The sequence below is a fragment of the Psychrobacillus lasiicapitis genome (assembly GCF_006861795.1).
Classification (GTDB): domain Bacteria; phylum Bacillota; class Bacilli; order Bacillales_A; family Planococcaceae; genus Psychrobacillus; species Psychrobacillus lasiicapitis.
The window spans coordinates 1-25994 of sequence record NZ_VDGH01000004.1 but is presented as its reverse complement, the minus strand read 5'-3'; the positions used below and the strand labels follow the sequence as shown (position 1 = coordinate 25994).

Annotated in this window: 22 protein-coding genes, 1 other RNA gene and 2 other annotated features; of the genes, 2 read left to right on the top strand and 21 right to left on the bottom strand. The window is 37.4% G+C overall.

The genetic code is table 11. The annotated features are described in order from the left end of the window. Positions 1-58: 58 nt before the first annotated feature. From FG382_RS07345 to cymR, 16 genes are all read right to left on the bottom strand, one after another. Positions 59-742, bottom strand: a complete 684-nt coding sequence (locus FG382_RS07345) for a YrrS family protein (RefSeq protein WP_142538255.1) — start codon at positions 740-742, stop codon at positions 59-61. A 359-nt stretch (positions 743-1101) separates the two neighbouring features. Beyond that, positions 1102-1575 carry a transcription elongation factor GreA gene (gene greA / locus FG382_RS07340; RefSeq protein WP_142538254.1) on the bottom strand — a complete coding sequence of 158 codons (474 nt, stop codon included), beginning with the start codon at positions 1573-1575 and terminating at the stop codon, positions 1102-1104. A 113-nt stretch (positions 1576-1688) separates the two neighbouring features. Beyond that, on the bottom strand, positions 1689-2327 hold the full coding sequence (gene udk / locus FG382_RS07335) for a uridine kinase (RefSeq protein WP_142538253.1): 639 nt from the start codon (positions 2325-2327) through the stop codon (positions 1689-1691). Then, positions 2327-3601: a peptidase U32 family protein gene (locus FG382_RS07330; protein ID WP_142538252.1), complete on the bottom strand. Its 1275-nt coding sequence runs from the start codon at positions 3599-3601 to the stop codon at positions 2327-2329. Before FG382_RS07330 ends, udk begins: the two co-directional genes overlap by 1 nt. A 17-nt stretch (positions 3602-3618) precedes the next feature. Then, positions 3619-4548, bottom strand: a complete 930-nt coding sequence (locus FG382_RS07325) for a peptidase U32 family protein (RefSeq protein ID WP_142538251.1) — start codon at positions 4546-4548, stop codon at positions 3619-3621. Between the two features lie 4 nt (positions 4549-4552). Then, entirely contained in the window at positions 4553-5188 is a 636-nt protein-coding gene (locus FG382_RS07320) for an O-methyltransferase (protein ID WP_142538250.1), read from the bottom strand. Between the two features lie 246 nt (positions 5189-5434). Further along, entirely contained in the window at positions 5435-6553 is a 1119-nt protein-coding gene (mltG, locus tag FG382_RS07315) for an endolytic transglycosylase MltG (RefSeq protein ID WP_142538249.1), read from the bottom strand. A gap of 103 nt (positions 6554-6656) precedes the next feature. Beyond that, the gene (locus tag FG382_RS07310; protein ID WP_142538248.1) at positions 6657-6944 is read right to left on the bottom strand and encodes a DUF1292 domain-containing protein; all 288 of its coding nucleotides are present in this window, start codon (positions 6942-6944) and stop codon (positions 6657-6659) included. Between the two features lie 10 nt (positions 6945-6954). Continuing rightward, complete coding sequence (gene ruvX / locus FG382_RS07305) at positions 6955-7374, bottom strand: Holliday junction resolvase RuvX (RefSeq protein ID WP_142538247.1); 420 nt, start codon at positions 7372-7374, stop codon at positions 6955-6957. A 2-nt stretch (positions 7375-7376) separates the two neighbouring features. Further along, on the bottom strand, positions 7377-7643 hold the full coding sequence (locus FG382_RS07300) for an IreB family regulatory phosphoprotein (protein ID WP_093266172.1): 267 nt from the start codon (positions 7641-7643) through the stop codon (positions 7377-7379). 98 nt (positions 7644-7741) lie between these two features. After that, positions 7742-10375 (bottom strand): alanine--tRNA ligase, encoded by a 2634-nt coding sequence (gene alaS, locus FG382_RS07295; RefSeq protein ID WP_142538246.1) that lies wholly within the window; start codon positions 10373-10375, stop codon positions 7742-7744. 46 nt (positions 10376-10421) lie between these two features. After that, positions 10422-10637: a binding site (T-box leader), on the bottom strand. A 37-nt stretch (positions 10638-10674) separates the two neighbouring features. Next, positions 10675-13086: an SF1B family DNA helicase RecD2 gene (gene recD2 / locus FG382_RS07290; protein ID WP_142538245.1), complete on the bottom strand. Its 2412-nt coding sequence runs from the start codon at positions 13084-13086 to the stop codon at positions 10675-10677. Between the two features lie 30 nt (positions 13087-13116). Next, positions 13117-13773: a tetratricopeptide repeat protein gene (locus tag FG382_RS07285; protein ID WP_142538244.1), complete on the bottom strand. Its 657-nt coding sequence runs from the start codon at positions 13771-13773 to the stop codon at positions 13117-13119. A gap of 14 nt (positions 13774-13787) precedes the next feature. Beyond that, entirely contained in the window at positions 13788-14900 is a 1113-nt protein-coding gene (mnmA, locus tag FG382_RS07280) for a tRNA 2-thiouridine(34) synthase MnmA (protein ID WP_142538243.1), read from the bottom strand. A 28-nt stretch (positions 14901-14928) separates the two neighbouring features. Beyond that, positions 14929-16059, bottom strand: coding sequence for a cysteine desulfurase family protein (locus tag FG382_RS07275; RefSeq protein WP_142538242.1), 1131 nt, complete (start codon positions 16057-16059; stop codon positions 14929-14931). Between the two features lie 12 nt (positions 16060-16071). Next, positions 16072-16494, bottom strand: a complete 423-nt coding sequence (gene cymR / locus FG382_RS07270) for a cysteine metabolism transcriptional regulator CymR (RefSeq protein WP_142538241.1) — start codon at positions 16492-16494, stop codon at positions 16072-16074. A 324-nt stretch (positions 16495-16818) separates the two neighbouring features. On the opposite strand from cymR, the gene FG382_RS07265 reads away from it, so the two are divergent. Next, positions 16819-18105 carry a replication-associated recombination protein A gene (locus tag FG382_RS07265; RefSeq protein WP_142538240.1) on the top strand — a complete coding sequence of 429 codons (1287 nt, stop codon included), beginning with the start codon at positions 16819-16821 and terminating at the stop codon, positions 18103-18105. A 685-nt stretch (positions 18106-18790) separates the two neighbouring features. Here the strand turns inward: FG382_RS07265 and FG382_RS07260 are convergent. From FG382_RS07260 to hisS, 5 genes are all read right to left on the bottom strand, one after another. Continuing rightward, positions 18791-18985, bottom strand: coding sequence for a hypothetical protein (locus tag FG382_RS07260; protein ID WP_142538239.1), 195 nt, complete (start codon positions 18983-18985; stop codon positions 18791-18793). A 67-nt stretch (positions 18986-19052) separates the two neighbouring features. Then, positions 19053-19814 (bottom strand): tRNA threonylcarbamoyladenosine dehydratase, encoded by a 762-nt coding sequence (locus FG382_RS07255; RefSeq protein WP_142538238.1) that lies wholly within the window; start codon positions 19812-19814, stop codon positions 19053-19055. 89 nt (positions 19815-19903) lie between these two features. Beyond that, positions 19904-20091, bottom strand: a non-coding RNA gene (gene ssrS, locus FG382_RS07250) — 6S RNA. A gap of 112 nt (positions 20092-20203) precedes the next feature. Continuing rightward, positions 20204-21970, bottom strand: a complete 1767-nt coding sequence (aspS, locus tag FG382_RS07245) for an aspartate--tRNA ligase (RefSeq protein ID WP_142538237.1) — start codon at positions 21968-21970, stop codon at positions 20204-20206. After that, positions 21967-23262: a histidine--tRNA ligase gene (hisS, locus tag FG382_RS07240; RefSeq protein WP_142538236.1), complete on the bottom strand. Its 1296-nt coding sequence runs from the start codon at positions 23260-23262 to the stop codon at positions 21967-21969. The genes aspS and hisS overlap by 4 nt, the downstream gene beginning before the upstream one ends. A 197-nt stretch (positions 23263-23459) precedes the next feature. Then, positions 23460-23696 (bottom strand) — a binding site (T-box leader). Between the two features lie 113 nt (positions 23697-23809). Between hisS and FG382_RS07235 the strand changes: the two genes are divergently transcribed. Continuing rightward, entirely contained in the window at positions 23810-25345 is a 1536-nt protein-coding gene (locus tag FG382_RS07235; protein WP_142538235.1) for an N-acetylmuramoyl-L-alanine amidase family protein, read from the top strand. The last annotated feature ends 649 nt before the right edge of the window (positions 25346-25994 follow it).

Sequence of the window (25994 nt, the reverse complement as noted above, 5' to 3'; positions counted from 1 at the left end):
CTTTTTTGCTCCTCTCTAAAAGCACTTCTTTTAAAATAAGACAAAGACGCCCTTGAAGTCAAGAGGCGTCTTCTAATGTTGACAACTTTTCTCTTTTCGTTGGTTTCCATCCTTGGCCATCTACCCATTCTAAATGGATACGATAAATTTCTTTTCCATCCTTCGAAGTGACGGTTCCAATCGATTTTTGAGGGCTTCCACCATTGCCTAAAAACTTTACATACATATTGGAAGAATCCAGTCCTGCGGCATATGCAAGTGCTTCTACCTTTTCTGCCCAGTCAACTGACGAACTATCGTAGCTAGAGACATGCTCACCAGTTTGTTTTGTGCCGATTGGTTCCCATGAAGGATCTACAGTTTCATTTTCACTGATTGGACTGCTGCTAGGTCGTTCAGTAGTACTAGAATCGTTATTACCCTGAGATTGATCTACTGTTGTATCGTCTTCTACTTCACTCGATGAAGATTCGTTTGACTCATTTTGTGTAGCGGATTCGTTTGCAGAAGGATCTTCTTCCTCTTGATTAGTTGACTTTTCTTCTGAAGTGTCATCCACCGTTTCTTCATTATCCGAAACAGTTTGTTCTACGTTTGCTTCCTCTGTATCATCGTCCGTTACAATATTTACAACTACTATGATAATTAAAAGTAAGACTATACCAATTAATATATTTAGTATTTTATTTGTTTTTTTCTTTCTATTTAGTCTTGAGTTCATACGACGATTATTTTCTTGCATCTAATTCCTCCTCCATAGATTAGAGAATACAATATTATAAGACGTTAATAAAGTATATTTTGTTTCATTTTCTATAAACAAAATTATAGGGGCCTTATAGATTAATACCTATTCCTAAAGTCTAGGGAAGGCTTTGGACAAAAGATACCCTTTTATGAGGATGCCAGTCTATGAGAGAGACATTGGTCTCATAACGAAAGCCTGACCCATCCATCGTTGCTCCTGATCTTTATATTAGAAAAACACTTACTATTACTCTATATTTTTTTCAATATACTATGATTAAATTGATTTACCTTACAGGAATCCTTTTCAATTGAAAAAAGAGGTAAACATTGTCGTTTACCTCTTTCTTAGTGTTATGAAATCGATTTTATTTCTACGTCCATTTCTCCGCCTGGAGTGACTATTTTCACTTTTTCACCAATTGTTTTACCAAGTAAACCTTTAGCAATAGGTGAATCATTTGAAATTAGACCTTCCAGTGGATCTGCTTCTGCTGAACCAACGATTGTATAAGTTTCTTCATCACCATCAGGAATTTCGATAAATGTCACCGTTTTCCCTAGTGATACAGTATCATTATTGCCTTCTTCTTCAATAATAACTGCATTTCGAATCATCGACTCAAGTGTAGAAATTCTACCTTCTACAAATGCTTGGTCTTCTTTTGCAGAATCATATTCCGAGTTTTCGGATAAGTCACCGAAGCTTCTTGCAATCTTAATACGTTCTACTACTTCTTTACGTTTAACCGTTTTTAATAACTCTAATTCTTCTTCTAATTTTTGTTTCCCAGCAACGGTCATTGGATATTGTTTCTCTGTTGACACTTCCCATACACTCCTTTAAATACACACTTAAAACATGTTCATGTACCATTCATATGCTGAACTTTAAAATGATATGAATTTCATGAAATTATTGTCAATCACCAATCATCATATTATACAATAACGTCAGTTTCAAGAATTGTTTTTATTTTTGTAACCATTAAATCTATTGCCACTTCATTTTGTCCACCTTCAGGAATAATGATATCTGCATATTTTTTAGTCGGCTCTATAAATTGGTTATGCATTGGTCGAACGACCGTGAGATATTGTTCTACTACTGATTCAACTGTACGACCTCTTTCGTGGATGTCGCGCAAAATACGGCGAATAATACGTAAATCTGAGTCTGTATCGACAAATAATTTAATGTTCATTAAATTACGGAGACGCTCATCCTCAAGTACTAATATTCCTTCAAGAATGATTACATCTTTTGGTTCAATTGTAATTGTTTCATTAGATCGCGTATGCTGAGCATAATCATACACCGGTTTTTCAATTGCTTTATTGTTCAATAAATCATGAATATGTTCAATAAGCAAATCATTATCAAACGCAAGTGGGTGATCATAGTTCGTGTTTAATCGTTCTTCAAATTTTAAATGGCTTTGGTCTTTATAATAATAATCTTGTTCGATCACGACAACGGAATGGTCTTTGAATACATCACTAATTGCATTTGTTACGCTCGTTTTCCCAGAACCAGATCCGCCAGTGATTCCTATGATAAGAGGAGTTCGACTTGACATTATTTTAGCCCCTTTCTCATCATGTTATTTGGGTACAATTTAACAGGACACTTAAATTGTACTATTTCTAAAGGATGTCTTGCTGCATCTAACACTTGTCCTTTTTTATTCGTTATTTCATTTATCTTTATTCGAACGTTTTCAATTTCGGGTCCAAAAAACTCTACTTCATCACCTGGTTTAAAATAATTTCGCTGTTGAAGCGTTACTATTTGCGTTTCCTCGTCATAGTCTAGCACAAGTCCGACAAAATCGTAACCGAGCTTTTTATCGTGTACTCCGTACATTTGTTGTTCAAAACTAGGTTCACCTTCAAAAAATGCTGTATCCGTTTCACGGTTTGCACATTTTTCAAGCTCTGTAAGCCATGCTTGTTTCATCACAAAGTTTTCTGGATCCGCACAATATGCATCGATTACTTTTCGATAAACACTCACAACCGTTGCAATATAGTGGATGGATTTCATACGTCCTTCGACTTTTAAGGAGTCTATCCCCATATCAATCATTCTTGGTATGGATTCGAGCAGTTTTAAATCTTTTGGACTCATCGCAAATGGAATATCGTTTTCTTGAAATAACGGAAGCTCTTCCCCATCGTTTTGTTCATATAAATCATAATCCCATCGACAAGATTGGCAACACCCACCGCGGTTAGAATCACGGGCAGTCATATGATTAGAAAGCGTACATCTACCGCTATACGCAATACACATCGCACCGTGCACAAATGTTTCGATTTCTATATCCACTTTTTCTTTCATCAACTGAATTTCATCACCAGTCGTTTCACGAGCGAGCACTACCCTATGAAGCCCTTCTTCTTTCCAATATTGTACAGCCTTCCAGTTGGATAATGATTGCTGAGTGCTCAAATGTAACTCTAGCTTAGGCGCAAAAGTACGACAGGTTTCAATAATCAGCGGATCCGCTACTATGATTCCGGTTACACCAGCATCTTCAATAGCTTGTAAATACGTCTGCAGACCATCCATATTTTCATTATGTGCAAAAATATTGGTTGTTACATAAATTTTCGCCCCGTATTGGTTCGCAAATTCGACGCCTTCCCGCATTTCCTCAATCGAAAAATTTCCTGCGTTTGAACGTAACCCAAATTCTTGACCACCGATAAATACAGCATCAGCCCCATAATGAACAGCAATTTTCAGTTTTTCTAAACTACCTGCAGGTGCTAGTAACTCCGGCTTTTTCGTTATAACGCGCTTACCGTTTACTAGCTCGCTAATATTATCTAATTTAGTAACCGTCACTAATAACCTTCCTTTCCTTAATAGACGGTTTCTTTAAAGAAGAAACCAGTGTCTAATGGTCTGAGTGGAGGTTGTATTTCTTTTATTTTATTGAACAATTCTTTTTTTATCTTTTTATAGTTGGCTGAAGAATCATAGTATGCATCTATTGCTTGACGATAATAGCCTGTAATAGCTGTTACATAAGATGGATCATGTAAAATCCCATCTATTTTCAAACTATCCACTTCCGCATCTAAAAGTTCGTCTAGCTCATCTATCATACATATATCATTTGGGCTAAATATATGGGTACCATTTTGGTCTTCATAAATTGGATACTTATTCCCTCGTTCTTTATCATGTAAAAACATATTTTTATGGTTAGAACGGTTTTCTATTTCCATCGCTTTATCTTGGAACAAAAAATAATTGCCTAATAACGAACGTTTCGATTGGAACATACACGTCATTCCGTGAACTTGTACTTCTATTTGTACATCAGCATTTTCTTTTATTTCCACTATTTCCTCTAAACTCAGCTCACGTGCTAACACGGCACGGTTTGCTCCACGCTTGCCCCAATAATTAGCCGTAAAATAGTTTGTTGCTGTTTGTTCGGTACTCCAGTGCAATGGAATAGTAACTTCTGCTTCACGTCTTGCGATAATGACAGCAGGATCTCCAAATGTAATACCATCCACACCGATTTCCTGAAGTTTTTGCATATAAGGCGCAAGGGCATCTACTTTGTCATTATGAAATAGTCCGTTTAGGGCCACATATAATTTCTTATTATGTTCTTTTGTGCGTTTTCTTGCAACTTTAATGTCCTCTATTGTAAATTCTCCACCTAAGCGCAAACCATAAAACTGCTCCCCAATTAAAAATGCATCTGCCCCGGCGGTGATTAACTCATCCAAATGTTCCAGACTAGCGGGAGTTACTAATAGCTCTGTCTTCTTCATCATATCACCTCTTAATACTAACTAACATGCCATCTCCGACCGGTAGGAATGCCGTATCATAATCTGGATGATTTATCAGCCACTCCATAAATTGATGCTGGTTGCGTACCATTGTTCTTTTTCTTCTTGGTACTTCGCTCATTGGCAATTCGGACAAGCCGTTTAACAATAAATTATCACAATAAATAACGCCACCATCATTTAACAATGGAGCGTACTTCTCAAAAAAGTTTTTATATTGTCCTTTTGCAGCGTCGATGAAAATTGCATCGAATGTTTGGTTGGCCAAGTGCTCTTGTGAAATTTCTAAAGCATCCCCTATAATAACCTGTATACGATTTTGCAAGTTTGCACGCTCTATATAGCTTTTTGCAAGCTCTGCTTTTTGCTCATCTCGTTCTACCGTTACAATTGTTACTTCTGTTAGCTTTGTTGCCATTCGCATAGACGAATAACCAATTGCAGTTCCGAGTTCTAAAATCGATGTCGGTTTTTGTAAGGAAAGAAGTTGAAGTAAGGATTCCATCCCGACTAACTGCATTATAGGCACATGGTTTTCTTTTGCATATTGCTCCATTTCCATAAAAATATCGGAGCGAGGTTTGATCAAGTCTTTTAAAAATTCATCACTTACGTTCATTACTAGCTAACCCCTTTTAAATTAGATAAGAAAGCGTATACTTTTTTACCTAGTAACTGTCTGGCTCAAAACGCCTTACCTATTGGGTGGTTGCAGCTTGCAGGCCATACATTCATGGTTTCACGATATCGCAAACTTACACTGTAACCCTGTCATAGGAGCATCCGCATTTCTATTGTCAAAAACATATTTTATAATAGCATAGCAGGAGAAGGAATGCGACATCATTCCTTCTCCTGCGGCATATTATTTTAAATATTCGTCTATTTTTTGAAGATGTTGTTCATACGTTTCAGAAAAGTGATTTTGTCCTTCCTTGTCAGCAAGGAAATAAAAATAATCAGTATCTGTTGGATTTAATACGGCTTCAATAGATGATTTTCCTGCATTCGCTATTGGACCCGGCGGCAAGCCTACTTTCTGATATGTATTATATGGATTATCCACTTCCAAATCTTCAAACAGTACACGATCTTTATGGCTACCTAGTGCATATAAAACGGTAGGATCCGTTTGCAATGGCATATCGATTTCCAGTCGATTGTAAAAAACGCTTGCAATTGTTTCTCTGTCCGTTTGTGCAGTAGCTTCTTCTTCTAGCAGTGAGGCAAATGTCAATAGCCAGTGCACTGTTTTTTCCTCTGCTTGCAAAAGATCATAATAGGCTGATACTGTTTTTTCTGTATTGGAAATCATTGTATCTGCTATTACTTCCAATGATGGATCCTCTTCGAAAAAAGGGTAAGTTGCAGGATATAAATATCCTTCTAATGCATACCGAACATTTTCTCCTTTAATCTCAGCTGAGAGTAGATTTGGATACTTAACCATCATTCTATCCACAAATTCATCGCTCGTTACAAGCTTAAAAAATTCGTCAGCAGATTTTCCGGTTTTCTTTTCCACTACTTGTCCTATCTGTTCTAGTGTAAGACCTTCTGGAATTGTCAGAGTAAACAACGGTTCCCTGTATACTTTACCATTTTTCAAACTTTTGATAATTTCATCTAACGTCATCGCTTTTGTTAAGTTATAGTTTCCGGCTTGAAAATTAGATTCATTATTAAACTTGGCATAGTATTTAAATATTTTTGCGTTTTTAATAATCCCATTCGCTTCTAGTGTTGTGGCAATTGTATCTAAACCAGAACCAATTGGTATGTCTACTTCTACTTGCTCTTCTGAAGCTGGATCCATTGGCTCTAATGCACTTTTCACATAACTATAAGCAATATATCCACCGACTCCACCTACAATAAGAAGAAAAAGTACGATGGCTAACACTATTCTTCTGACAAGCTTCACTTCTTTTTTCTTTGTTTTCATACGATCAAACATTATCTCTTTTTTTGATTCGTTTCCCACGGGTTTCCCCCCTTATTCCAATTCATTATACTAGATAATGACCAAAAAGAAAAAGAAGGAACGAGGAGAGCCTCTTTCCTTCCTTTTTTGGATGATTAATCGATTAATCTTCGTCTTCTTCAGCTAAAAATGTATTTAACATCTCTTCGATCATATCCCATTCAGCATCCGTTTCTACCGGAAGTAAATCTCCGTCTTCGCCTGCTTCGTTTGGAGTGAATGAAGATGCGTGAATCTCGATTTCTTCCTCTTCATCTTCTTCTGCACCTACTGGATAATAAAGCACATACGATTTTCCGAATTCTTCTGATTCAAATGTGAATAGTACGTTGCAAAGCTGCTCATTACCATTTTCATCTACTACTGTAATATTTTCTTGACCATGATCCATTGCAGTCACCTCATCTGTTTTTTCTGTCAAGATAGCCTTGTAATATCATTACAGCGGCCATCTTGTCAATTACTTGTTTCCGTTTTTTACGGCTAACATCTGCATCTATTAACATACGTTCTGCAGCCATCGTTGTCAATCTTTCATCCCACATTGTAACTGGAAAATGGTATTTATCGGTTAGTAGCTTCGCATAACGTTCAGATGCTTCCGCCCGAGGACCAATAGTGTTATTCATGTTTTTCGGGAAACCAACCACAAATTCTTTAACTTCGTGTTGCTTTACCAATTCATCAATACGATCCAAACCAAAATTTAGTTCGTCTTCGTTAATTTTGATGGTTTCAATACCTTGTGCCGTCCAACCCATTGCATCACTTATTGCAACGCCAACAGTTCTGGAACCGACGTCTAACCCCATAATTCGCATTTTTAAGCCTCATTATTTCTTTTAATATAAAATTTTACCAATTCCTCTAAAATCTCGTCACGTTCTAGTTTTCGAATCATATTACGCGCATCTTGATGGCGAGGAATATAAGCTGGATCACCAGATAGTAGATAGCCTACAATTTGATTGATAGAATTATACCCTTTTTCTTCTAGTGCAGAGTGCACTTGTAGCATCACATGTTTGACTTCCTGTTCCATCGATTCTTCAGGAAAATTAAATTTCATCGTTTTATCAAATGAACTCATGATCAGCACCTCGCTTTCGATTTTAGTAGGCAACTTTACTTATCTAATATTTTCAGTATAACCGAAATTGGAAATAGTATCAAATATACCTAATTTTTTTAGATAGATTTCATATATTCGTAAACAGAATTTAATGCTGACTCTAGTTTACTACCGTCTTTTGCACCAGCCATTGCGAAATCAGGTCGGCCGCCGCCTTTTCCACCACATTGTTCTGCTACTAGTTTGACGATATTTCCTGCATGATAGTTCCCACCTACTAAATCTTTTGTCACTCCAGCAGAAATCATTACTTTTTCCCCGTCAATTGCTCCAAGGACGATTACCGCTTTATCAAGTTTTTGCTTTAAATCATCCATCATTTGACGCAGCTGATTATTGTCTTTTGCTTCTACTTTTACGGATAACACGGTAACATCGTTTATCGTTTGTGCAGAAGATAATACAGAAGCTGCTTGGCTATTAGCAATTTTTGCAGAAAGTGATTCATTTTCTTTTTGTGTATTTTTTAGTTCTTGTAAAGTTTGCCCTACTTTAGAAACAACATCTTTTGGTTGAGCTTTCAATAAGCTTGCTGCTTCTTCTAGGACATGTTCTTCTTCTTTTACAAACTCGTAAGCGCTTTTACCTGTAACAGCTTCAATACGTCGAGTACCTGCTCCAATCCCACTTTCTGAAAGGATTTTGAAGAATCCGATTTCAGAAGTATTTTGTACGTGAACTCCTCCACAAAGCTCTAGGGAGAATGATCCCATTTGTACAACACGGACTATATCACCGTATTTTTCACCAAATAACGCCATTGCACCCATTTTCTTTGCATCATCGATATTATGATAACCAGTAACTACCGGGATATTATCCCACACTTTTTCGTTTACTATACGTTCAATTTTTTCAAGCTCTTCTTTTGTTACTTGTCCAAAATGCGAAAAGTCAAAACGTAGACGATCAGGACCCACATAAGAACCCGCTTGGTTTACATGAGTTCCTAAAACATCTTTTAGCGCCTGATGCAATAAATGTGTTGCTGAGTGATTTTTAATCGTATGACCACGTAGTGATGTATCTACACTTGCCATTACAGTTGTATCTGTATTTATCTCACCCGATTCAATTACTACCGTATGCAGGTTTTGTCCATTCGGTGCTTTTTGTACATCTTTTACAAATCCTCTAAAAGACTCATTTTCTATAGTTCCATGGTCCGCAATTTGCCCTCCGCTTTCAGCATAGAATGGAGTTTGCGTTAAGATAACCTGTACTTCATCGCCTTCACTAGCCGATTTCACCAATGCTTGTCCAAGAATAATCGATGAAACTTTAGTTGATACGGTTAACGTCTCATAACCAACAAATTTACTTTCATCATGAAGATTGCTATATACTTCTGATTGAACTTGCATCGAATCGACATTTTGTCGAGCAGCACGAGCACGAGATCGTTGCGCTTCCATCTCTGTCTGGAATCCTTCGTGGTCTACTGTCATATTTGCTTCTTCTGCGTATTCTTCTGTCAATTCAATTGGAAAGCCGTACGTGTCATATAGAGTAAAAGTAGTTGTCCCAGGGATAAATGATTCCCCTTTTGCACGCTGCTCTTCGATTACTTTTTCTAAAATTGTTAAACCGTCATGAAGTGTTTCATGGAATCGTTCTTCCTCTGTCTTCATAACACGCATGATAAAGTCTTTTTTCGCAGAAACTTCTGGATAAAAGCTTTGCATTATTTCTCCGACAACTGGAACAAGCTCATATAAAAATGGTTTCTCGATACCAAGTTGTTTTGCAAAACGTACTGCGCGGCGAAGTAATCTTCTAAGCACATAACCTCTACCTTCATTGGATGGTAGTGCACCATCCCCAATTGCAAAAGCAACGGTACGTACATGGTCTGCAATTACTTTAAACGCTATATCATCTTCAGCGTTTGAGCGATATGTTTTTCCAGAAATGCTTTCTGTTTGGCGAATAATTGGGATAAATAAATCTGTATCAAAGTTTGTAGGAACATCTTGTACAACACTTGCCATTCGTTCCAGACCCATACCAGTATCAATATTTTGTTTTGGTAGTGGAGTGTACGTATGATCAGGATTATGGTTGAATTCAGAAAATACCAAGTTCCAAATTTCTAAATAACGTTCATTTTCTCCACCTGGATATAACTCTGGATCATTTTCGTCATTACCGTAGCTTTCTCCACGATCATAGAAAATTTCAGAGTTCGGACCACTTGGACCTTCCCCAATATCCCAGAAGTTACCTTCAAGTCGAATAATTCTTTCTTCCGGTATACCAATTTCATTTTTCCAAATATTATATGCCTCTTCATCTTCAGGATGAACCGTAATCGATAATTTTTCTGGTGCAAAAGCAATCCATTTTTCATCTGTTAAGAATTCCCATGCCCATTCAATAGCTTCTCTTTTAAAGTATTCACCGATAGAGAAGTTTCCAAGCATTTCGAAGAATGTATGATGTCTTGCCGTTTTTCCAACATTTTCAATATCATTAGTTCGAATCGATTTTTGCGCATTCGTAATACGTGGATTTTCTGGTACAACACGACCATCAAAATATTTTTTTAATGTTGCAACACCACTATTGATCCAAAGTAAAGACGGATCGTTAATTGGTACTAGTGGGGCAGATGGTTCTTGCGTATGTCCTTTTTCGATAAAAAAGTCTAAATACATTTGTCTGATTTGAGCGCCTGTTAATTGTTTCATCTTAAATTCCTCCTAAATTTTTGAAATAAAAAAAGCCCTCATCCCAAAAAGGGACGAAAGCTATTATTTCGCGGTACCACCCTAGTTACATATTAGCTTATAGCCAAATATGTCTCTTAAAGAAGCTTTAACGCAGCAATACGGCAGGTTTTAACTGCACTCAAGAGTAGCTTTCCTAATTATTATACACTGGGGATTCTTCCAGCCATGGAATCCCTCTCTAGTCAGGTAATAATAGTACTTTCTCCGTCAACATTTTCGTTATATGCAATTGATTATAAGAAACAATTGTCCCAATGTCAATTGTCTGCCTCCATAAATTGATAAGGCGTAATTCCTTTCATGCCAATTAGTGGATCAATCAAATGATAGTTATCGGCAGTTAGAAGAGTTGTGTCTTCCAAAATTTCTTCTGGAGAGGCATTTTCCACTTCCTCCACCGTTTCTTCTTCACTTCCAACCAAGCGCTCTTTCAATGTTGTTAAACGTTGTAAGTCATCTGTCCGCTCAACCCCGTATTTAAAAGTTTCCGGATCCCCACATAGTATCAAGAAATTTTTTGCTCTCGTTATTCCTGTGTACAAAAGGTTGCGACGGAGCATTTTCATATAAGTTCTTGTCACTGGCATAATAACGGTTTGAAATTCACTACCCTGCGATTTATGCACCGAGCAGCAATAAGCCAATGTAATTTGGCTCAAGTCATTTTTTTCATACGTTACTTCCGTACCATCAAAAGAAACAACGAGCATTTCTTTTTTTTCAACGGTCTCAGCAGCTTTGAAAATACTCACTACTTCCCCCATATCTCCGTTAAAGACATTACTTTCCGGCTGATTGACAAGTTGAAGCACTTTATCGCCGATTCGGTAAATAGTTTCACCAAAAATCATTTCTTTTCGTTTACCGTCAGGATTTGGATTAACCATTTCTTGCATCATTTTGTTTAACGCATCAATACCAGCCGGTCCTCTATACATTGGAGCCAGAACTTGGATATCTCGGATAGAATGACCTTTGGATAAAGCACTTTTCAAAACTTGCTCCACGACTTTTGGTATTTGTTCCGTCGAAGCCTTAATAAATGAGCGATCTCTCGTTTTATCCAATAATGTTTGCGGAACCGTTCCCTTTTTCATATCATGGGCCAATTCAATAATAGAAGAACCTTCAGATTGGCGATAAATATCTATTAGTTCGACGGTTGGAATTCGTTTAGAAGCAAGTAAATCTTTCAGCACTTGCCCTGGTCCAACCGGAGGCAATTGATCTTGGTCTCCTACAAAAATCACTTGGGCATCTTTTGGGATTGCTTTTAACAATTGATGTCCGAGCCATGTGTCGAGCATGGATGTCTCATCAATAATAATAAGCTTCCCTTCAATTTCATTTCCTTCAGCATCGTCATCTTCTTGACCTGTAAATCCTAGCAGTCGGTGAATAGTCATAGCAGGTAATCCCGTTGACTCACTCAACCGTTTTGCGGCTCTACCAGTTGGAGCAGCTAACACAATAGGAAATGGCTTTTTATCCTTTGCCCATTCTTTTGGATCGAGTGAAAGCCCATGAAGTTCTCCATACAACTCAACGATTCCCCGGACTACTGTTGTTTTACCAGTACCCGGCCCTCCTGTTAATAACGACATACTAGCATTTAAAGCCGTTTCAATTGCTTTTACTTGAGTAGTAGCATATTGAACGCCTAGCCTTTCTTCTATCCCGCCTAAATGCTTTTTCATCTCGGCTAGTGGAAATTTATGATGTGTGTCATTTTCACCAAGCAGTGTTTCAATTTTAGAAGCAATTCCAACTTCCGAGTAATAAAGTGAAGGAATATAAAAACGATTCACTTCCCCAACGATTCGGCTTTCTTCCGCAAGTTCGATGCAGCATTTGGAAATCGCTTCAAACGGAATTTCTTCTCTTTGAGCGGTTTCTAGTAACTTTTTCACTGATTCCAACAACTGCTCTGCATATAAAAAGACATGCCCCTCACTTAAAGAAGCGGTTTGCAATAGATGATAAATAGCTGCTTTTATACGATCCGGGTGATTTCCTTGAATACCTAATTTATAGCCAAGCTCATCCGCCCGGACAAATCCCACACCTTCCACTTCTTCGATTAAACGGTATGGATTTTTCGTTAAAACAGTAACCGTTTCTTCCCGATATGCTTGATATATTTTCATCGCAATTTGAGGTCCAAAACCCCATTCGTTTAGTTGAATCATTACTTTTTCTAAACCTAAGTTTTGTTCTAAAACGGATCGTAACGTTTGTTTTTTCTCTTCTGCAAGGCGCGGAATCACATCTAAAGCTTGTGGATCGTCCAATATTTTATTAATTGCATTTGAACCGAGTTTTTTCACGATTGTTTCGGCTGTTTTGCGCCCTATTCCAGGAAACATATCACTCGACAGATAATGAACAATTCCTTGCTCAGTTGCTGGTACTTCCTTTTGAAAGGTCTCAACTTGAAATTGAACACCGTATTTTGGGTGATTTTTGATAAATCCAGTAAATTTATAAGCTTCTTCTAAAACAAGTGACGGAAAATAACCAGTGACAATTATTTCCTTATCGGTATATGTAGTATTCGTAGATTTAATTTTTAATTTGATGATGGAAAATAGGTTTTGAGGATTATGAAAAATAGAGACGATAGGACGACCCGATATAAACTGCTTATCCTTGTTCATTTCGTTTGTCATACTATCGCCTCCGAGGTTTAAACTGTTCGATTAATTGCGTAAGGAAATCATGTCGTACACATAGCGCGCTTGATCATAATTTGGTTGGATTGTAAATGCTTCTTTCAAATGATGCAGAGCAGCTTCTGTATCTGTAGTTGATACAGCATACAATACACCTAAATTGTAATGTGCATCCGCATTTTCTGCTTCTTGAGCTACAATCTTTTTAAAAATAGGTTCTGCTTGCTCAAACATTTCCATACTTGCTAGTGCTATACCGTAGGAAAGAGCAACCTGAATATCTTCTGGTGCAAGTTCATTAGCACGTTGTAAATATGGCAAGGAAAGCTTTGTATGTCCTTCTTTTTCAAAGCTTTTCCCTAGCATAAAGTATGCATCTGCTCCTTCAATTCCGTTGGCAATTGCTTTTTCATAAAGCTTTGCAGCTTCCTCGAAACGGTCTGCATTATAGTATAAATTTGCTAGACTATAATAGGCAGTTGCAGCGTGCTCATCCAATGTAATTGCTTTTTGAAAAAATCGTTCTGCACGATCATTTTCATTCATAGAAGAAAGTAGATTTCCAAAATTTACATAACCAATGGCTTCGTTAGGATTTTCTTCGATCGCCTTTGTAAATAATTCTGCTGCTTTTTCATAATTTTCTTCTTGTATTGCTTGAATACCTAATTCATTGTAATTCATGGTAAAACCTCCAGTTACCCGACGTAGTCCAATTTCAGTCCATCTTTAAACACTTCATCAATTGTTGCTCCACCTAGGCATTCATCGCCTTGATAAAATACAACTGCTTGTCCTGGTGTAATTGCGCGAACTGGTTGGTCAAATGTTACAAGTACTTTATCTTCCGAAAGTAGCTCTACATGAACACCAACATCTTCTTGACGGTAACGGAATTTTGCTGTGCAATTAAAGGTAGTTGGTTTTTCTAATGTCGTCGTGAACGATAGATTAGTTGCAGTTAAACTTGTTGAAAAAAGTGCGTCATTATTAATATTTTGACCTACTAATAATACGTTTCGTTCTAAATCTTTTCCAATAACGAACCAAGGGTCTCCAGAGCCACCAATGCCTAAACCATGGCGCTGTCCAATTGTATAGTACATTAATCCATCATGATGCCCCATTTGTTTACCATCCATTGTTTCCATAACACCTTTTTGGGCTGGTAAATATTGACCTAAAAATTCTTTGAAGTTTCTTTCTCCGATAAAACAAATACCAGTAGAATCTTTTTTCGTTGCAGTTGCTAAACCTTGTTCTAATGCGATTTCTCGAACTTTTTTCTTTTCTAAATGGCCTATTGGGAACATAACTTTATCTAATTGCTCTTGGTTTAATTGGTTTAAGAAATAGGTTTGATCTTTGTTATTGTCTTTACCGCGTAACATGCGAGTTTGCCCATCACGTACTTCTACTTGAGCGTAGTGCCCAGTCGCTAAATAGTCAGCGCCTAATGCCAATGCATGCTCTAAAAATGCTTTGAACTTAATTTCTTTGTTGCACATAACGTCGGGATTTGGTGTTCTACCCGCTTTGTACTCTTCTAAGAAATAGGAAAATACTTTATCCCAATATTGTTTTTCAAAATTCACCGCGTAGTAAGGAATTCCAATTTGGTTGCACACTTTAATAACATCTTCATAATCATCGGTAGCAGTACAAACGCCAAATTCATCGGTATCATCCCAGTTTTTCATGAAAATACCGATAACGTCATATCCTTGTTCTTTCAATAAATAAGCAGCAACGGAGGAGTCCACTCCACCTGACATTCCGATCACTACCCGTGTATCTTCTATTTTTTTCACTTTTAATCACTCATTTCAATCATTCAACTTAATGAACAATTTTACTTATTTTATTTGCAGCTTCAATTACTTGCTGCTCTGTATTATTGATCCCAAAACTAAAGCGGACAGAGTTGCGTAGCTCCGGTGAGTTTTCCCCATACATCGCTACTAAAACATGTGATGGATCAATAGAACCTGCAGTACATGCAGAGCCACTTGAAGCATCGATTCCAGCTAAATCAAGTTGTACTAAAAACGTTTCTACATCCGTTTTCGGGATGCTAATATTCAATACATGCGGCAATACATTTTCCTGTGAACCGTTTATTGTGAACTGAACACCATTACTTTCGAGTTGCTTTAGGAAAGCTTGTTTCAACTGAACATTTCGGGAAATGCTTTCTTGTAAATTTGCTTGCTTTAGTTCCACTGCTTTTGCAAAAGCAACTACCGCTGGAATATTTTCAGTCCCTGCACGTCTTTTTCGTTCTTGTTGCCCACCATAAAACAAAGGTTTTAATAAGATTCCTTTACGTGCATATAAAAATCCTATTCCCTTTGGTCCGTTAATCTTATGACTAGACACACTAAGTAAATCGATATGTAATGCATGCACATCTATCTCAAAACTACCGTATGCTTGTACTGCATCTGTATGAAAATAAGCTGGATGATCTTTTAATAACTCTCCAATAGCTTGAATTGGTTGAATCACCCCAACTTCATTATTTGCATACATAACAGAAACTAAAATAGTATCCTCTCGCAGCGAATTTTTCAAGTCATTGATATCGATGACGCCTTCTTTATTCACTGGTAAATACGTTACTTCAAATCCTTCACGTTCTAATTGTTCACAAGCATGCAACACTGCATGATGTTCAATTTGCGTTGTAATAATATGCTTGCCTTCGTTTTTTCGAGCGTATGCAATACCAAATAAGGCATAGTTGTCCGCTTCCGTCCCGCCGCTTGTTATCGTAATTTCTGTTTCATGAGCACCGATACTAGCTGCAAAAACATTACGTGCTTGGTCTAATTTTTTTCTTGCATTTCTACCTGTTTGGTGAATGCTTGATGCATTCCCAAATTCTTCGTTTATTTCTGTTGTAAATGTTTGTATAACTTCTTCCGCCATTGGGGAAGTAGCAGCATGATCTAAATAAATTCTAGTCATTTGTACGACTCCTTAAATATAAAACATGTATCCAGGATCATCTGGATTATCTTCTGTATATTTAGCCAAATCTTCTATTGTCGTTGTATCCAACACATTTTTTACTGCGTCTCGTATACGCATCCATAGTTCGCGTTGTGGTGGTTCTTCCTCTTCAATACCTTCTACTATTTGAATCGGTCCTTCCAAAACACGAATTACATCACCAGCAGTAATCTCATTCGGCTTACTCGATAGCATATATCCTCCGTAAGCACCTCTCACACTTTTAACAAGTCCTGCATTTCGCAATGGAGAAACGATTTGCTCTAAGTATGCCTCTGATAAATTATACTCTGCTGCAATTTGTCGAAGAGCGATAGGTCCTTCACCATACTGTTTTCCTAAAGCGACCATAATCGTTAATCCATATCGACCTTTTGTTGAAAATTTCAATATATTCCACCTCATTAAATTTATATCAATTACACCTTGGCGTAATTGCGTCCAGATTTTGAATGAAAGTCAACAGGATGTTGCTCATAAAGTCGTTGGGACAGTACGTCTCGAAATTATACTGCCTTCCTTAACTTCTTTCAAAATCTGTGACATTCGCCGGGGGCTTTAATTTTTTCAGCAGAAGCGATACACTTCTGTTGAAAAAGTAAAAAATACTTTCATAAGTATAGCATAACTAAGGGCTAGAGCGAATTCAAAATGACTTTTCCTAGAAACTTCGCTATAATTAAAGAACAGATGTTTGAACGAGGAGAGATTGTTTTGAGCAACGAACCTTTAGCATATCGAATGAGACCACAAACGATCGATGAAATTGCAGGACAGCAACATGTTATCGGAAAAGATACCGCTTTATATAAAATGATAAAAAATGGTCATGTCCCTTCTATGCTTTTATATGGAGATCCTGGGGTAGGAAAAACTTCGTTAGCATTTGCTATTGCAGGAACGACGAAGCTACCTTTTGTCGCTCTCAATGCAACGAAAGCTGGAAAAAAAGATGTGGAAGATGTAGTAGCAGATGCACGAATTAGCGGGAAAGTGATTTTATTTCTAGATGAAATTCATCGATTCAATAAATTGCAACAAGATACCCTTCTTCCCCATGTCGAAAATGGCTCGATCATTTTAATTGGCGCTACTACCGAAAATCCATTTCATGATGTAAATCCCGCGATCCGCTCTCGCTGCGGGGAAATAAAACAACTAAAACGACTTACAACCGAAGATGTGGACAGCCTTCTAGAGCGAGCATTGCTTGATAAGGAAAAAGGGTTAGGAAAAATGGCCATTGCCATTACAGATGAACAGCGAAAAAAAATAGCGGACGCAGCAAATGGAGATGCAAGAAAAGCATTAACTTTATTAGAGTCTACTATTTTTGCAAGCTTCGAAGAAGATGGCGTGACTAAAGTTGAAGATAGTATATTGAACAGCTTAGTTGACCGAGTCGGAGTTTTTGGTGATAAAAAAGGATCACACTTTTATAATCTATTATCCGCCCTGCAAAAATCTGTACGAGGAAGCGATACCGATGCGGCACTATATTATTTGGCTCATTTGCTTGAAAATGGAGATTTAGTTGCAGTTTCTAGAAGACTGCTTGTTATGAGCTATGAAGATATTGGCTTAGCAAATCCTTCTGTTGGTCCACAAGTACTCTCAGCAATTCAGTCTGCAGAAAGGCTGGGATTACCAGAAGCTCGTATTCCATTAGCAAATGCAGTGGTGCTTATGTGTTTATCAGAGAAATCCAATTCAGCATATTCAGCGCTCGATTCCGCAATCGCAAGCATTCATGCTGGGAAAACTGGAGAAATTCCAAAACATTTAAAGGATACCCATTACGCGGGAGCAGCAGAGCTTGGACACGGAGGATATATATATCCACATGATCATAAAATCGGAACTTTTGGCGGCTGGGTAAACCAAACATATTTACCGGATAATTTAGTTGGAACAAAATTTTACGAGCCGATTGAAGCAGGAGAAGAAAAACGGTTAGCTGCTATATATAATCGTTTAGAAAAGTTTAAAAAAGAAAAATAGTGTTCAAACCCGTATTAGCGCGGTGTGGTGCTAATCTGGGTTTTTATATAGAATACTGGTTGGATTGGGTCGGTACACAAGTTTAGCGAGGATATAACTTAGGCAACTCGTAATCTCCCATAAAAATGGATATTACAACTAAGTATACTTTTTTACAACTAAAACTGAAATTATTCCAAGTACCCAATTTTCACACAAAAAAGGATCCAACGAGAGCATTCTCATGAAATGCTTTTTTAACATGACTGGATGCACTCTATCTATGGCTGGTTTTATCATAGTTTGCACACATCCAATCCATAAAAATGGATATTACAACTAAATATGCTTTTTTTACAACTAAAGTGAGGGTTTTTCCAACTAAACCTCTCCATTTTCCAACTAAAACTGAAATTATTCCAACTAACCAATTTTCTCATCAAAAAAAGCATCTCACGAGAGGATTCTCATGAGATGCTTTTTAAAATGACTAGATGCACTCTATCTATGGCAGGTTTTATCATAGTTTGCACACATCCATTCCCATAAAAATGGATATTACAACTAAATATGCTTTTTTTACAACTAAAGTGAGGGTTTTTCCAACTAAACCTCTCCATTTTCCAACTAAAACTGAAATTATTCCAACTAACCAATTTTCTCACCAAAAAAAGCATCTCATGAGATGCTTTTTAATGGAAAACGATTACACACCCATTTTACGGCGTGTATTGCTTACTTTTTTCGTCATTTGGCTTTTTGCTTTTTGGTTAGCTACTGGTCCATTTGCTTGGGCTTTACCACCATTTGCTTGGTTTTTCTTTTCTTCTAGCTTTTGTTTCACTGCTTCTTGCAAAGACATTTTCTTTTTAGGTGCTTCTTGATTAGTCGATTCTGTCATTATCTATCCCTCTCATTCCTCAATGTATTAACTTTAGTATAAGGGAAAAGGAAAAAACTGCAACTAATTACTTTACTCGATTAATAGGAATTTCTTTCGTAATATCATTGATAACCCAGCTAGCGCATATCAGCCCTACTGTAGATGGAACGAAAGCATTGGAAGACGGTGGCATTTTTGCTTTACGGATTGCCGCATCTGGTTTTCCTACTGTTCCTACAACATCCTCACGTACAACAATTGGACTTTCATCGGAAAACACAACTGGAATCCCTTTTGTAATATGATCTTCCTTGCGTAATTTCGTACGGATTACTCTTGCAATAGGATCTGTATGCGTTTTGGAAATATCGGCAATTTGGAAACGAGTAGGATCTGTTTTGTTAGCCGCTCCCATACTTGAAATTATTTTAATACCACGTTTTAAGCATTCTTTCATCAAATGCACTTTATAAATAATAGTATCAGATGCATCAATAACATAATCTATATCCATCGCAAAAAATTGTTCATACGTTTCTTCTGTATAAAACATATGCATATCAATTACTTCACATTCTGGATTAATATCAGCAATTCGTTCTTTCATCACTGCTGATTTTGAACGACCGATTGTTGACATATATGCTACTAACTGACGATTAATATTTGTAATATCTACATTATCCTTGTCCACTAAAATAATTCGACCGACTCCACTTCTTGCACATGCTTCTGCCGCAAAAGAGCCTACTCCCCCGACACCTAAAATAGCGACTGTCGTGTTTCTGATTAAATCTACGCCTTCTTTTCCTACTGATAATTCATTTCTAGAAAATTGATGTAACATATAAACACTCCATCTGTATCAAATTAGTTGGTTTTAACCCAACAAAAACCCTCCAGCAACAATTGCTAGAGGGACATTAGTAATCTAGGACGAATCCCAATCGTGCCGACAATATAAAGCGTATCGTTTTGAACCCGCACTCAGCAGGTGGGTGTCCTCTTTATTAATTTTGACGTCCCTTATATTAGGGCATGTCATTCATAATAAAAGTCAGACTCCCGACGATAGAAATTGTTCGGTCAAAACTGATTGCATGTTGCGAACACATCAGGATTCGTATTACTTGTATAATAGCATACGATTTATGAAACTTCAATCATTTTATCGTGTTATTTTCTAACTATTCTGAACGATGTGTTTCATGACTTTTTTCATATTTCTAAATGAAATCATTGTGTATTACTTATTTTTAAATTTAACTCTTCCAGTTGCGCTTGTGCTACCGGACTTGGTGCTTGCGTTAATAAGTCACTAGCGCTTGCTGTTTTCGGGAAAGCAATGGTATCACGTAAGTTTGTGCTACCAGAAAGCAACATTACTACACGGTCTAAACCAAATGCTACTCCACCATGAGGAGGTGTTCCATATTCAAAAGCTTCCATTAAGAAGCCAAATTGTGCTTTTGCTTCTTCCTCTGAGAATCCAAGAATTTCAAACATCTTCTCTTGAACCTCTCTCGAATAAATACGTAATGATCCGCCACCAAGCTCATAGCCATTTAATACTAAGTCATACGCTTGCGCACGCACTTTACTTGGGTCAGTATCCATTAATGAAAGATCTTCATCGAATGGGCGTGTGAACGGATGGTGTGCAGCGTAATAACGCCCTTCTTTTTCATCGTATTCAAATAATGGCCAGTTCACAACCCATAAAAATTCGAAGCTGTTTTCATCAATTAATCCTAAATCTTTTCCTAATTTTAAACGAAGTGCGCCTAAAGCATCTGCTACAACTGATTTTTTATCGGCTACAAATAATAATAAATCTCCTGCAGAAGCTTCTAATGTTTGGATTAAGCTAGATGCTGCTTCTCCTTCGAAAAACTTAGCGATAGGTCCTTTAAGCCCTTCTTCGTCCACCTTTAACCAAGCAAGACCTTTTGCACCATACACAGAGGCAAATTCACCTAACGCATCGATATCTTTGCGTGAATAATTAGCCGCTGCTCCTTTTACATTAATCGCTTTTACTTGCCCGCCAGTTTCAACTGCAGAAGCAAATACTTTAAATGCGCTATCTTTAACAGTTTCCGATAAATCTACTAACTCTAAACCAAACCGCACATCTGGTTTGTCTGATCCGTAACGGGCCATTGCTTCATCATAATCCATGCGTGCAAAAGGAATAGTGACATCAATGCCTTTGACTTCTTTCATGATTTTTTTCATCATGCGCTCGTTCATCTCTAAAATTTCATCCATCGATAAGAAACTCATTTCCATATCGATTTGGGTGAATTCAGGCTGACGGTCTGCACGTAAATCTTCATCACGGAAGCATCTAGCGATTTGATAGTAACGTTCAAATCCACCGACCATTAACAATTGCTTGAATAATTGAGGAGACTGCGGTAACGCATAAAACTCTCCATTATGCACACGACTAGGCACTAAATAGTCACGTGCTCCTTCTGGTGTGGATTTTGTTAAAATCGGGGTTTCCACTTCTAAAAATCCTTCGTCATCTAAGAAACGTCTTACCGTTTTGGTAATGTCAGAACGCATTTTAAATGTGTCATACATAGCCGGTCTTCTTAAATCTAAGTAACGATATTTTAAACGAACATCTTCTCCAGCATCTGTATTGTTTTCGATTGCAAATGGTGGAGTTTTCGCTTCGTTGATTATTTCAATTTCTTGCGCATGTATTTCAATTGCACCAGAAGGAATATTTGGATTCACTTGGTTTTCTGCACGAGCAATAACTGTTCCTTTTACTTGAATGATGTATTCATTACGAAGTTTTTCCGCAACTTGGATTGCTGTTTCCGAAATCTCTGGGTTAAATACAACTTGGACTAAACCTGAGCGATCGCGAACGTCTACAAATATTAATCCTCCCAAATCTCTTCGTTTTTGTACCCATCCGATTAACTGGACGGACTCTCCAATATGCTGTTCATTTAACTGTCCACTTGTATGCGTTCTGTTCATTGTTCTTCTGCCTCCACTTGGGTCAATATATTACTTTGTACTTGTTCAATCAAAGCACTAAACGGTACAAGATGCTGATCGCATGTAGCCAAAACCTTTAACATTGCACTTTGTTTTTCAAGTTCATCATCGCCGATAACAAGCACTAATTTTGCTTTTAGACGATCCGCTGATTTCATTTGTGTTTTTATTTTTCGGTCTAAATAATCCATCTCTGCGGTGATATTATTTTGACGTAATTCATAGGTAAGCTCGACTGCTTTTTTCTTTGCAGCTTCCCCCATTCCAATTACATATACATCTAAAGAAGATAGATCTGACCATTGATTATTTTCTGCATTAATCGCAAGTAATAATCGTTCTATACTCATTGCAAATCCGATACCTGGTGAAGCCGGTCCTCCAAGCTCTTCCACTAGTCCGTTATATCTTCCACCACCTGCAAGTGTTGTAATTGCGCCAAAACCTTCAGCTGCACTCATAATCTCAAAAGCAGTGTGATTATAATAATCCAGTCCACGTACTAAGTTAGGATCTACTTCAAACGGAATATTTAAAAGTGTTAAATATTCTTTTACCTTTTCAAAATAAGCAGCGGATTCTTCGTTTAAATAATCGGTTAAAGAAGGAGCTGTTGCCATTAATGGGTGATTTCGATCTACTTTACAATCTAAAATACGAAGTGGATTTTTTTGCAATCTATTTTGACAATCCGAACAAAACTCTTCAATATGCGGTTCAAAATGATTTACTAACGCTTCTTTGTGCGCCACTCTACTTTCCGTGTCACCAAGCGAGTTAATAACGAGCTTTAGCTTTTTTAAGCCTGCTTTTTGATAAACCGACATTGCAAGTGAAATTACTTCTGCATCAATAGCTGGGTCTGCACTTCCAATTGCTTCGATTCCAAATTGAACAAATTGACGATAACGACCTGCTTGTTGTCTTTCATAGCGGAACATAGGACCCATATAATATAACTTCACTGGTTGATCCGGGTATCCGAACATTTTATGCTCAACAAATGCACGAACCGCAGATGCTGTACCTTCCGGACGAAGTGTAAGGGAACGATCCCCACGATCTTGGAACGTATACATTTCTTTTTGGACGATATCTGTAGTATCTCCAACACTTCTTGTAAATAGTTCCGTATGTTCGAAAATAGGTGTTCTAATTTCTTTGTATTGGTACATACGGCAAGTTTCTCTTATTAAATCTTCTACCACTTGCCATTTTGCTGTTTCAGAAGGCAAAATGTCTTGTGTTCCTCTTGGCACTTTAATATCCATGGCTATTGCCCCTTTCTTTTTTTCATTTACGACCTGGAGTAATTGTGTCCAGATTATGAACCGAGCTTGAGGCCTACAGGAGGTAGGTCATGCAGGACGTCGCGAACTGAGACATGCCGGCGGAGACTTTATTTTTATTCAACGAGCATCTAACACCCGTTAAATAAAAATAAAAAAGCCCTCATCCCTTGCATATAGCAAGGGACGAGAGCTTATATAAGCTTCCGCGGTTCCACCCTAGTTGGTCAAAAAAACTGACCCTCTCAACTCTGGATAACGGCCAGGTCCGTTTTTGCCTACTAAAGAAAATCTTTTTCGACAAAAATCCTCTCGAATGTTGTTCACTGAGTTCGTCTGTAGGAAAGATTTCAGCCACGTCTTTCCTTCTCTTACCATCCGCTTAAAACAGTTACTTTTTCGGTCATCGGTTTGTTTTAGTTTTTAATTATACTTTATCTTAATAACGTAAGGGAAATAAGTCAACCCTTTTGAAGAAAAGGTAGAAATTTTATATCAGAATATTTACAATGGTAGTGGGAGTGATTCAATGAAAGATAAAATAGTGCAAAAAATGACCATTTTAATCCTTGCTGTCATTCTACTAATACCAACTATTTCAGTAGATGCACAGGAAAACGAAGTAACCGTAAATGTTCCTTCGTTGAAAGTTCGATCAGGCCCAGGACTTACATACGATACAATTGGTGCAGTTACAAAAAGTGACAAACTAGTTGTGATCGACAAAGAAAATGATTGGATTCAAATTAAATATGGATCCACGACTGGTTGGGTTGCCAGTTGGTATACATCAAGCGAAGCAATTGAAATGACAAATAAACAAATCGTTTCTAAAGTAAATCGCTTAAATGTACGAACAGAACCATCTACCTCCTCTGCCGTTATCGGGCAGCTTAGTGAAGGAGATCAAACCCCTGCCTATAAATCAGAGGGTGAATGGATTGAAATCGATTTTCAAGGGAGAAAAGGCTGGGTAAACACAGCATATATTACAATTGCCGACCAATCGGGAAATGAAAAAACGAGCTCTAACACTAAAAATTCTGAGAAGCTTTTTGTTGTATCTGTGGATGTATTGAATGTTCGGGCAAAAGCGGACCTTTCCTCTAAGCAAATTGGAAAAGTCGCCAGAGGAGCTCAATTTGAAGTACTTGATACAAATCATAATTGGGTCAAGGTACAATTAGAAAACGGAAAAATTGGATGGATATACAGTTTTTACGGTACATTCTTAAATGAACCGAGCAATTCCACATCTACCGCAACAACTAATACGATTACCATTTTATACAATGGGACTAATTTACGTTCAGATGGCTCGACTAATAGTGCGGTTGTAAAGCGAGTAGATGCCGGAGAAACATTTGAAGTAACTGACAAAGTAAACGATTGGTATAAAGTTATTTTGGAGAACCAATCAATAGCCTATGTAGCAAGCTGGCTAGTCTCGTCATCAAATTCGGTTGTAACTACGGATTTGCCAATACAAGAAAAAAAGAAACCTAGAAAAAAAGGTACGTTGAAAGGCTTGTCCATTGTAATTGATCCAGGACATGGAGGTAATGACCGCGGTACTACAGGAGCTCTTGGAACAGATGAAAAGGATATTACCTTGTTGACAGCTGAATTGCTTTCTTCTAAATTACAAGCAGCTGGTGCTAACGTCATTATGACAAGACAATCAGATGTTTACGTGGATCTGCGTAAACGGGTTTCAATCGGTCACCAAGCAGGAGCAGATGCATTTATTAGTTTACATTATGATGCGGTGGAAAATAGCACTGTCCGTGGATATACGACGTATTATATGCACGGTTATCAAAAGAAACTAGCGGAATATGTACACGCTGGTTTAGGTAATATGATTCCCCTTAAAGATCGTGGAACACAGCCAGGAAATTATTTAGTTTTACGCGAAAATAAACAAAATGCAATTTTAATAGAGTTAGGGTATTTGAGTAATCCTACCGAAGAACGCAATGTCACTACAAGACATTTTAGAGATCAAGCAACACATGGAATCTATAATGGAATTATTAATTATTTTGATAATGAGTTAGACTAAGAAAAGTGTCAGTGACATTTAAGGATAATACCTGGAGGTTTTTGGACAGACTAACTTGCAATATCATTAACGTTTGATTTATTAGAAAAGCTGGTCGTGACTTTCGTCACGACCAGCTTTTCTTTTTTCGGTAATCATATTGCGTTAATCTGTCCGTCGCCATTTTTCAACAGTAAGAATAAGGTCTAAATCTTTTTGGATAATTAGTGAAAAGATACTTTCCTACCAGTAATAGTAGTGCCCGAAGATACAATTTCGGACACTCGAGTACTTCTTTTAACAATTACTGCTATTTATTTTCGAGCAGATTCTCTTTTACTAAGAGTGGAAAATTAGCGGAGATACTCTTCTAAATTAGCCTGTGAAGATGGTATGTAACTTGCACATTTATTTTCATAACAGGAAGTCTCTTACTTATTTTTCAAATACTTTTGAATCAAGGTCACTAACTAGAAAAGTGATAAATTTTTTACAATAGTAAGCGACAACTAATAATGAAGCGATGAGCAGCCAAAATTGCATTGAACTGCCCCGTAAATGTTAGACGCTAAACTAACATTTGCGGGGTGTTTTTTATGGCTAGATTTACAGCCGAAGAAAAATTCAATATGATAATGCGCTATTTAGAAGGCAATGAAAGTTATGAGGA

Bases quoted from the DNA above. Each gene is read 5' to 3' on its own strand.
- FG382_RS07345 (WP_142538255.1), bottom strand. From the start codon at position 742: ATGCAAGAAAATAATCGTCGTATGAACTCAAGACTAAATAGAAAGAAA.
- udk (WP_142538253.1), bottom strand. From the start codon at position 2,327: ATGTCAAGTCGAACTCCTCTTATCATAGGAATCACTGGCGGATCTGGT.
- FG382_RS07325 (WP_142538251.1), bottom strand. From the start codon at position 4,548: ATGAAGAAGACAGAGCTATTAGTAACTCCCGCTAGTCTGGAACATTTG.
- FG382_RS07320 (WP_142538250.1), bottom strand. From the start codon at position 5,188: ATGAACGTAAGTGATGAATTTTTAAAAGACTTGATCAAACCTCGCTCC.
- FG382_RS07310 (WP_142538248.1), bottom strand. From the start codon at position 6,944: ATGGATCATGGTCAAGAAAATATTACAGTAGTAGATGAAAATGGTAAT.
- ruvX (WP_142538247.1), bottom strand. From the start codon at position 7,374: ATGCGAATTATGGGGTTAGACGTCGGTTCCAGAACTGTTGGCGTTGCA.
- FG382_RS07300 (WP_093266172.1), bottom strand. From the start codon at position 7,643: ATGAGTTCATTTGATAAAACGATGAAATTTAATTTTCCTGAAGAATCG.
- alaS (WP_142538246.1), bottom strand. From the start codon at position 10,375: ATGAAACAATTAACAGGCGCTCAAATCAGACAAATGTATTTAGACTTT.
- recD2 (WP_142538245.1), bottom strand. From the start codon at position 13,086: ATGACAAACGAAATGAACAAGGATAAGCAGTTTATATCGGGTCGTCCT.
- FG382_RS07285 (WP_142538244.1), bottom strand. From the start codon at position 13,773: ATGAATTACAATGAATTAGGTATTCAAGCAATACAAGAAGAAAATTAT.
- FG382_RS07275 (WP_142538242.1), bottom strand. From the start codon at position 16,059: ATGACTAGAATTTATTTAGATCATGCTGCTACTTCCCCAATGGCGGAA.
- FG382_RS07260 (WP_142538239.1), bottom strand. From the start codon at position 18,985: ATGACAGAATCGACTAATCAAGAAGCACCTAAAAAGAAAATGTCTTTG.
- FG382_RS07255 (WP_142538238.1), bottom strand. From the start codon at position 19,814: ATGTTACATCAATTTTCTAGAAATGAATTATCAGTAGGAAAAGAAGGC.
- aspS (WP_142538237.1), bottom strand. From the start codon at position 21,970: ATGAACAGAACGCATACAAGTGGACAGTTAAATGAACAGCATATTGGA.
- hisS (WP_142538236.1), bottom strand. From the start codon at position 23,262: ATGGATATTAAAGTGCCAAGAGGAACACAAGACATTTTGCCTTCTGAA.
- FG382_RS07235 (WP_142538235.1), top strand. From the start codon at position 23,810: ATGAAAGATAAAATAGTGCAAAAAATGACCATTTTAATCCTTGCTGTC.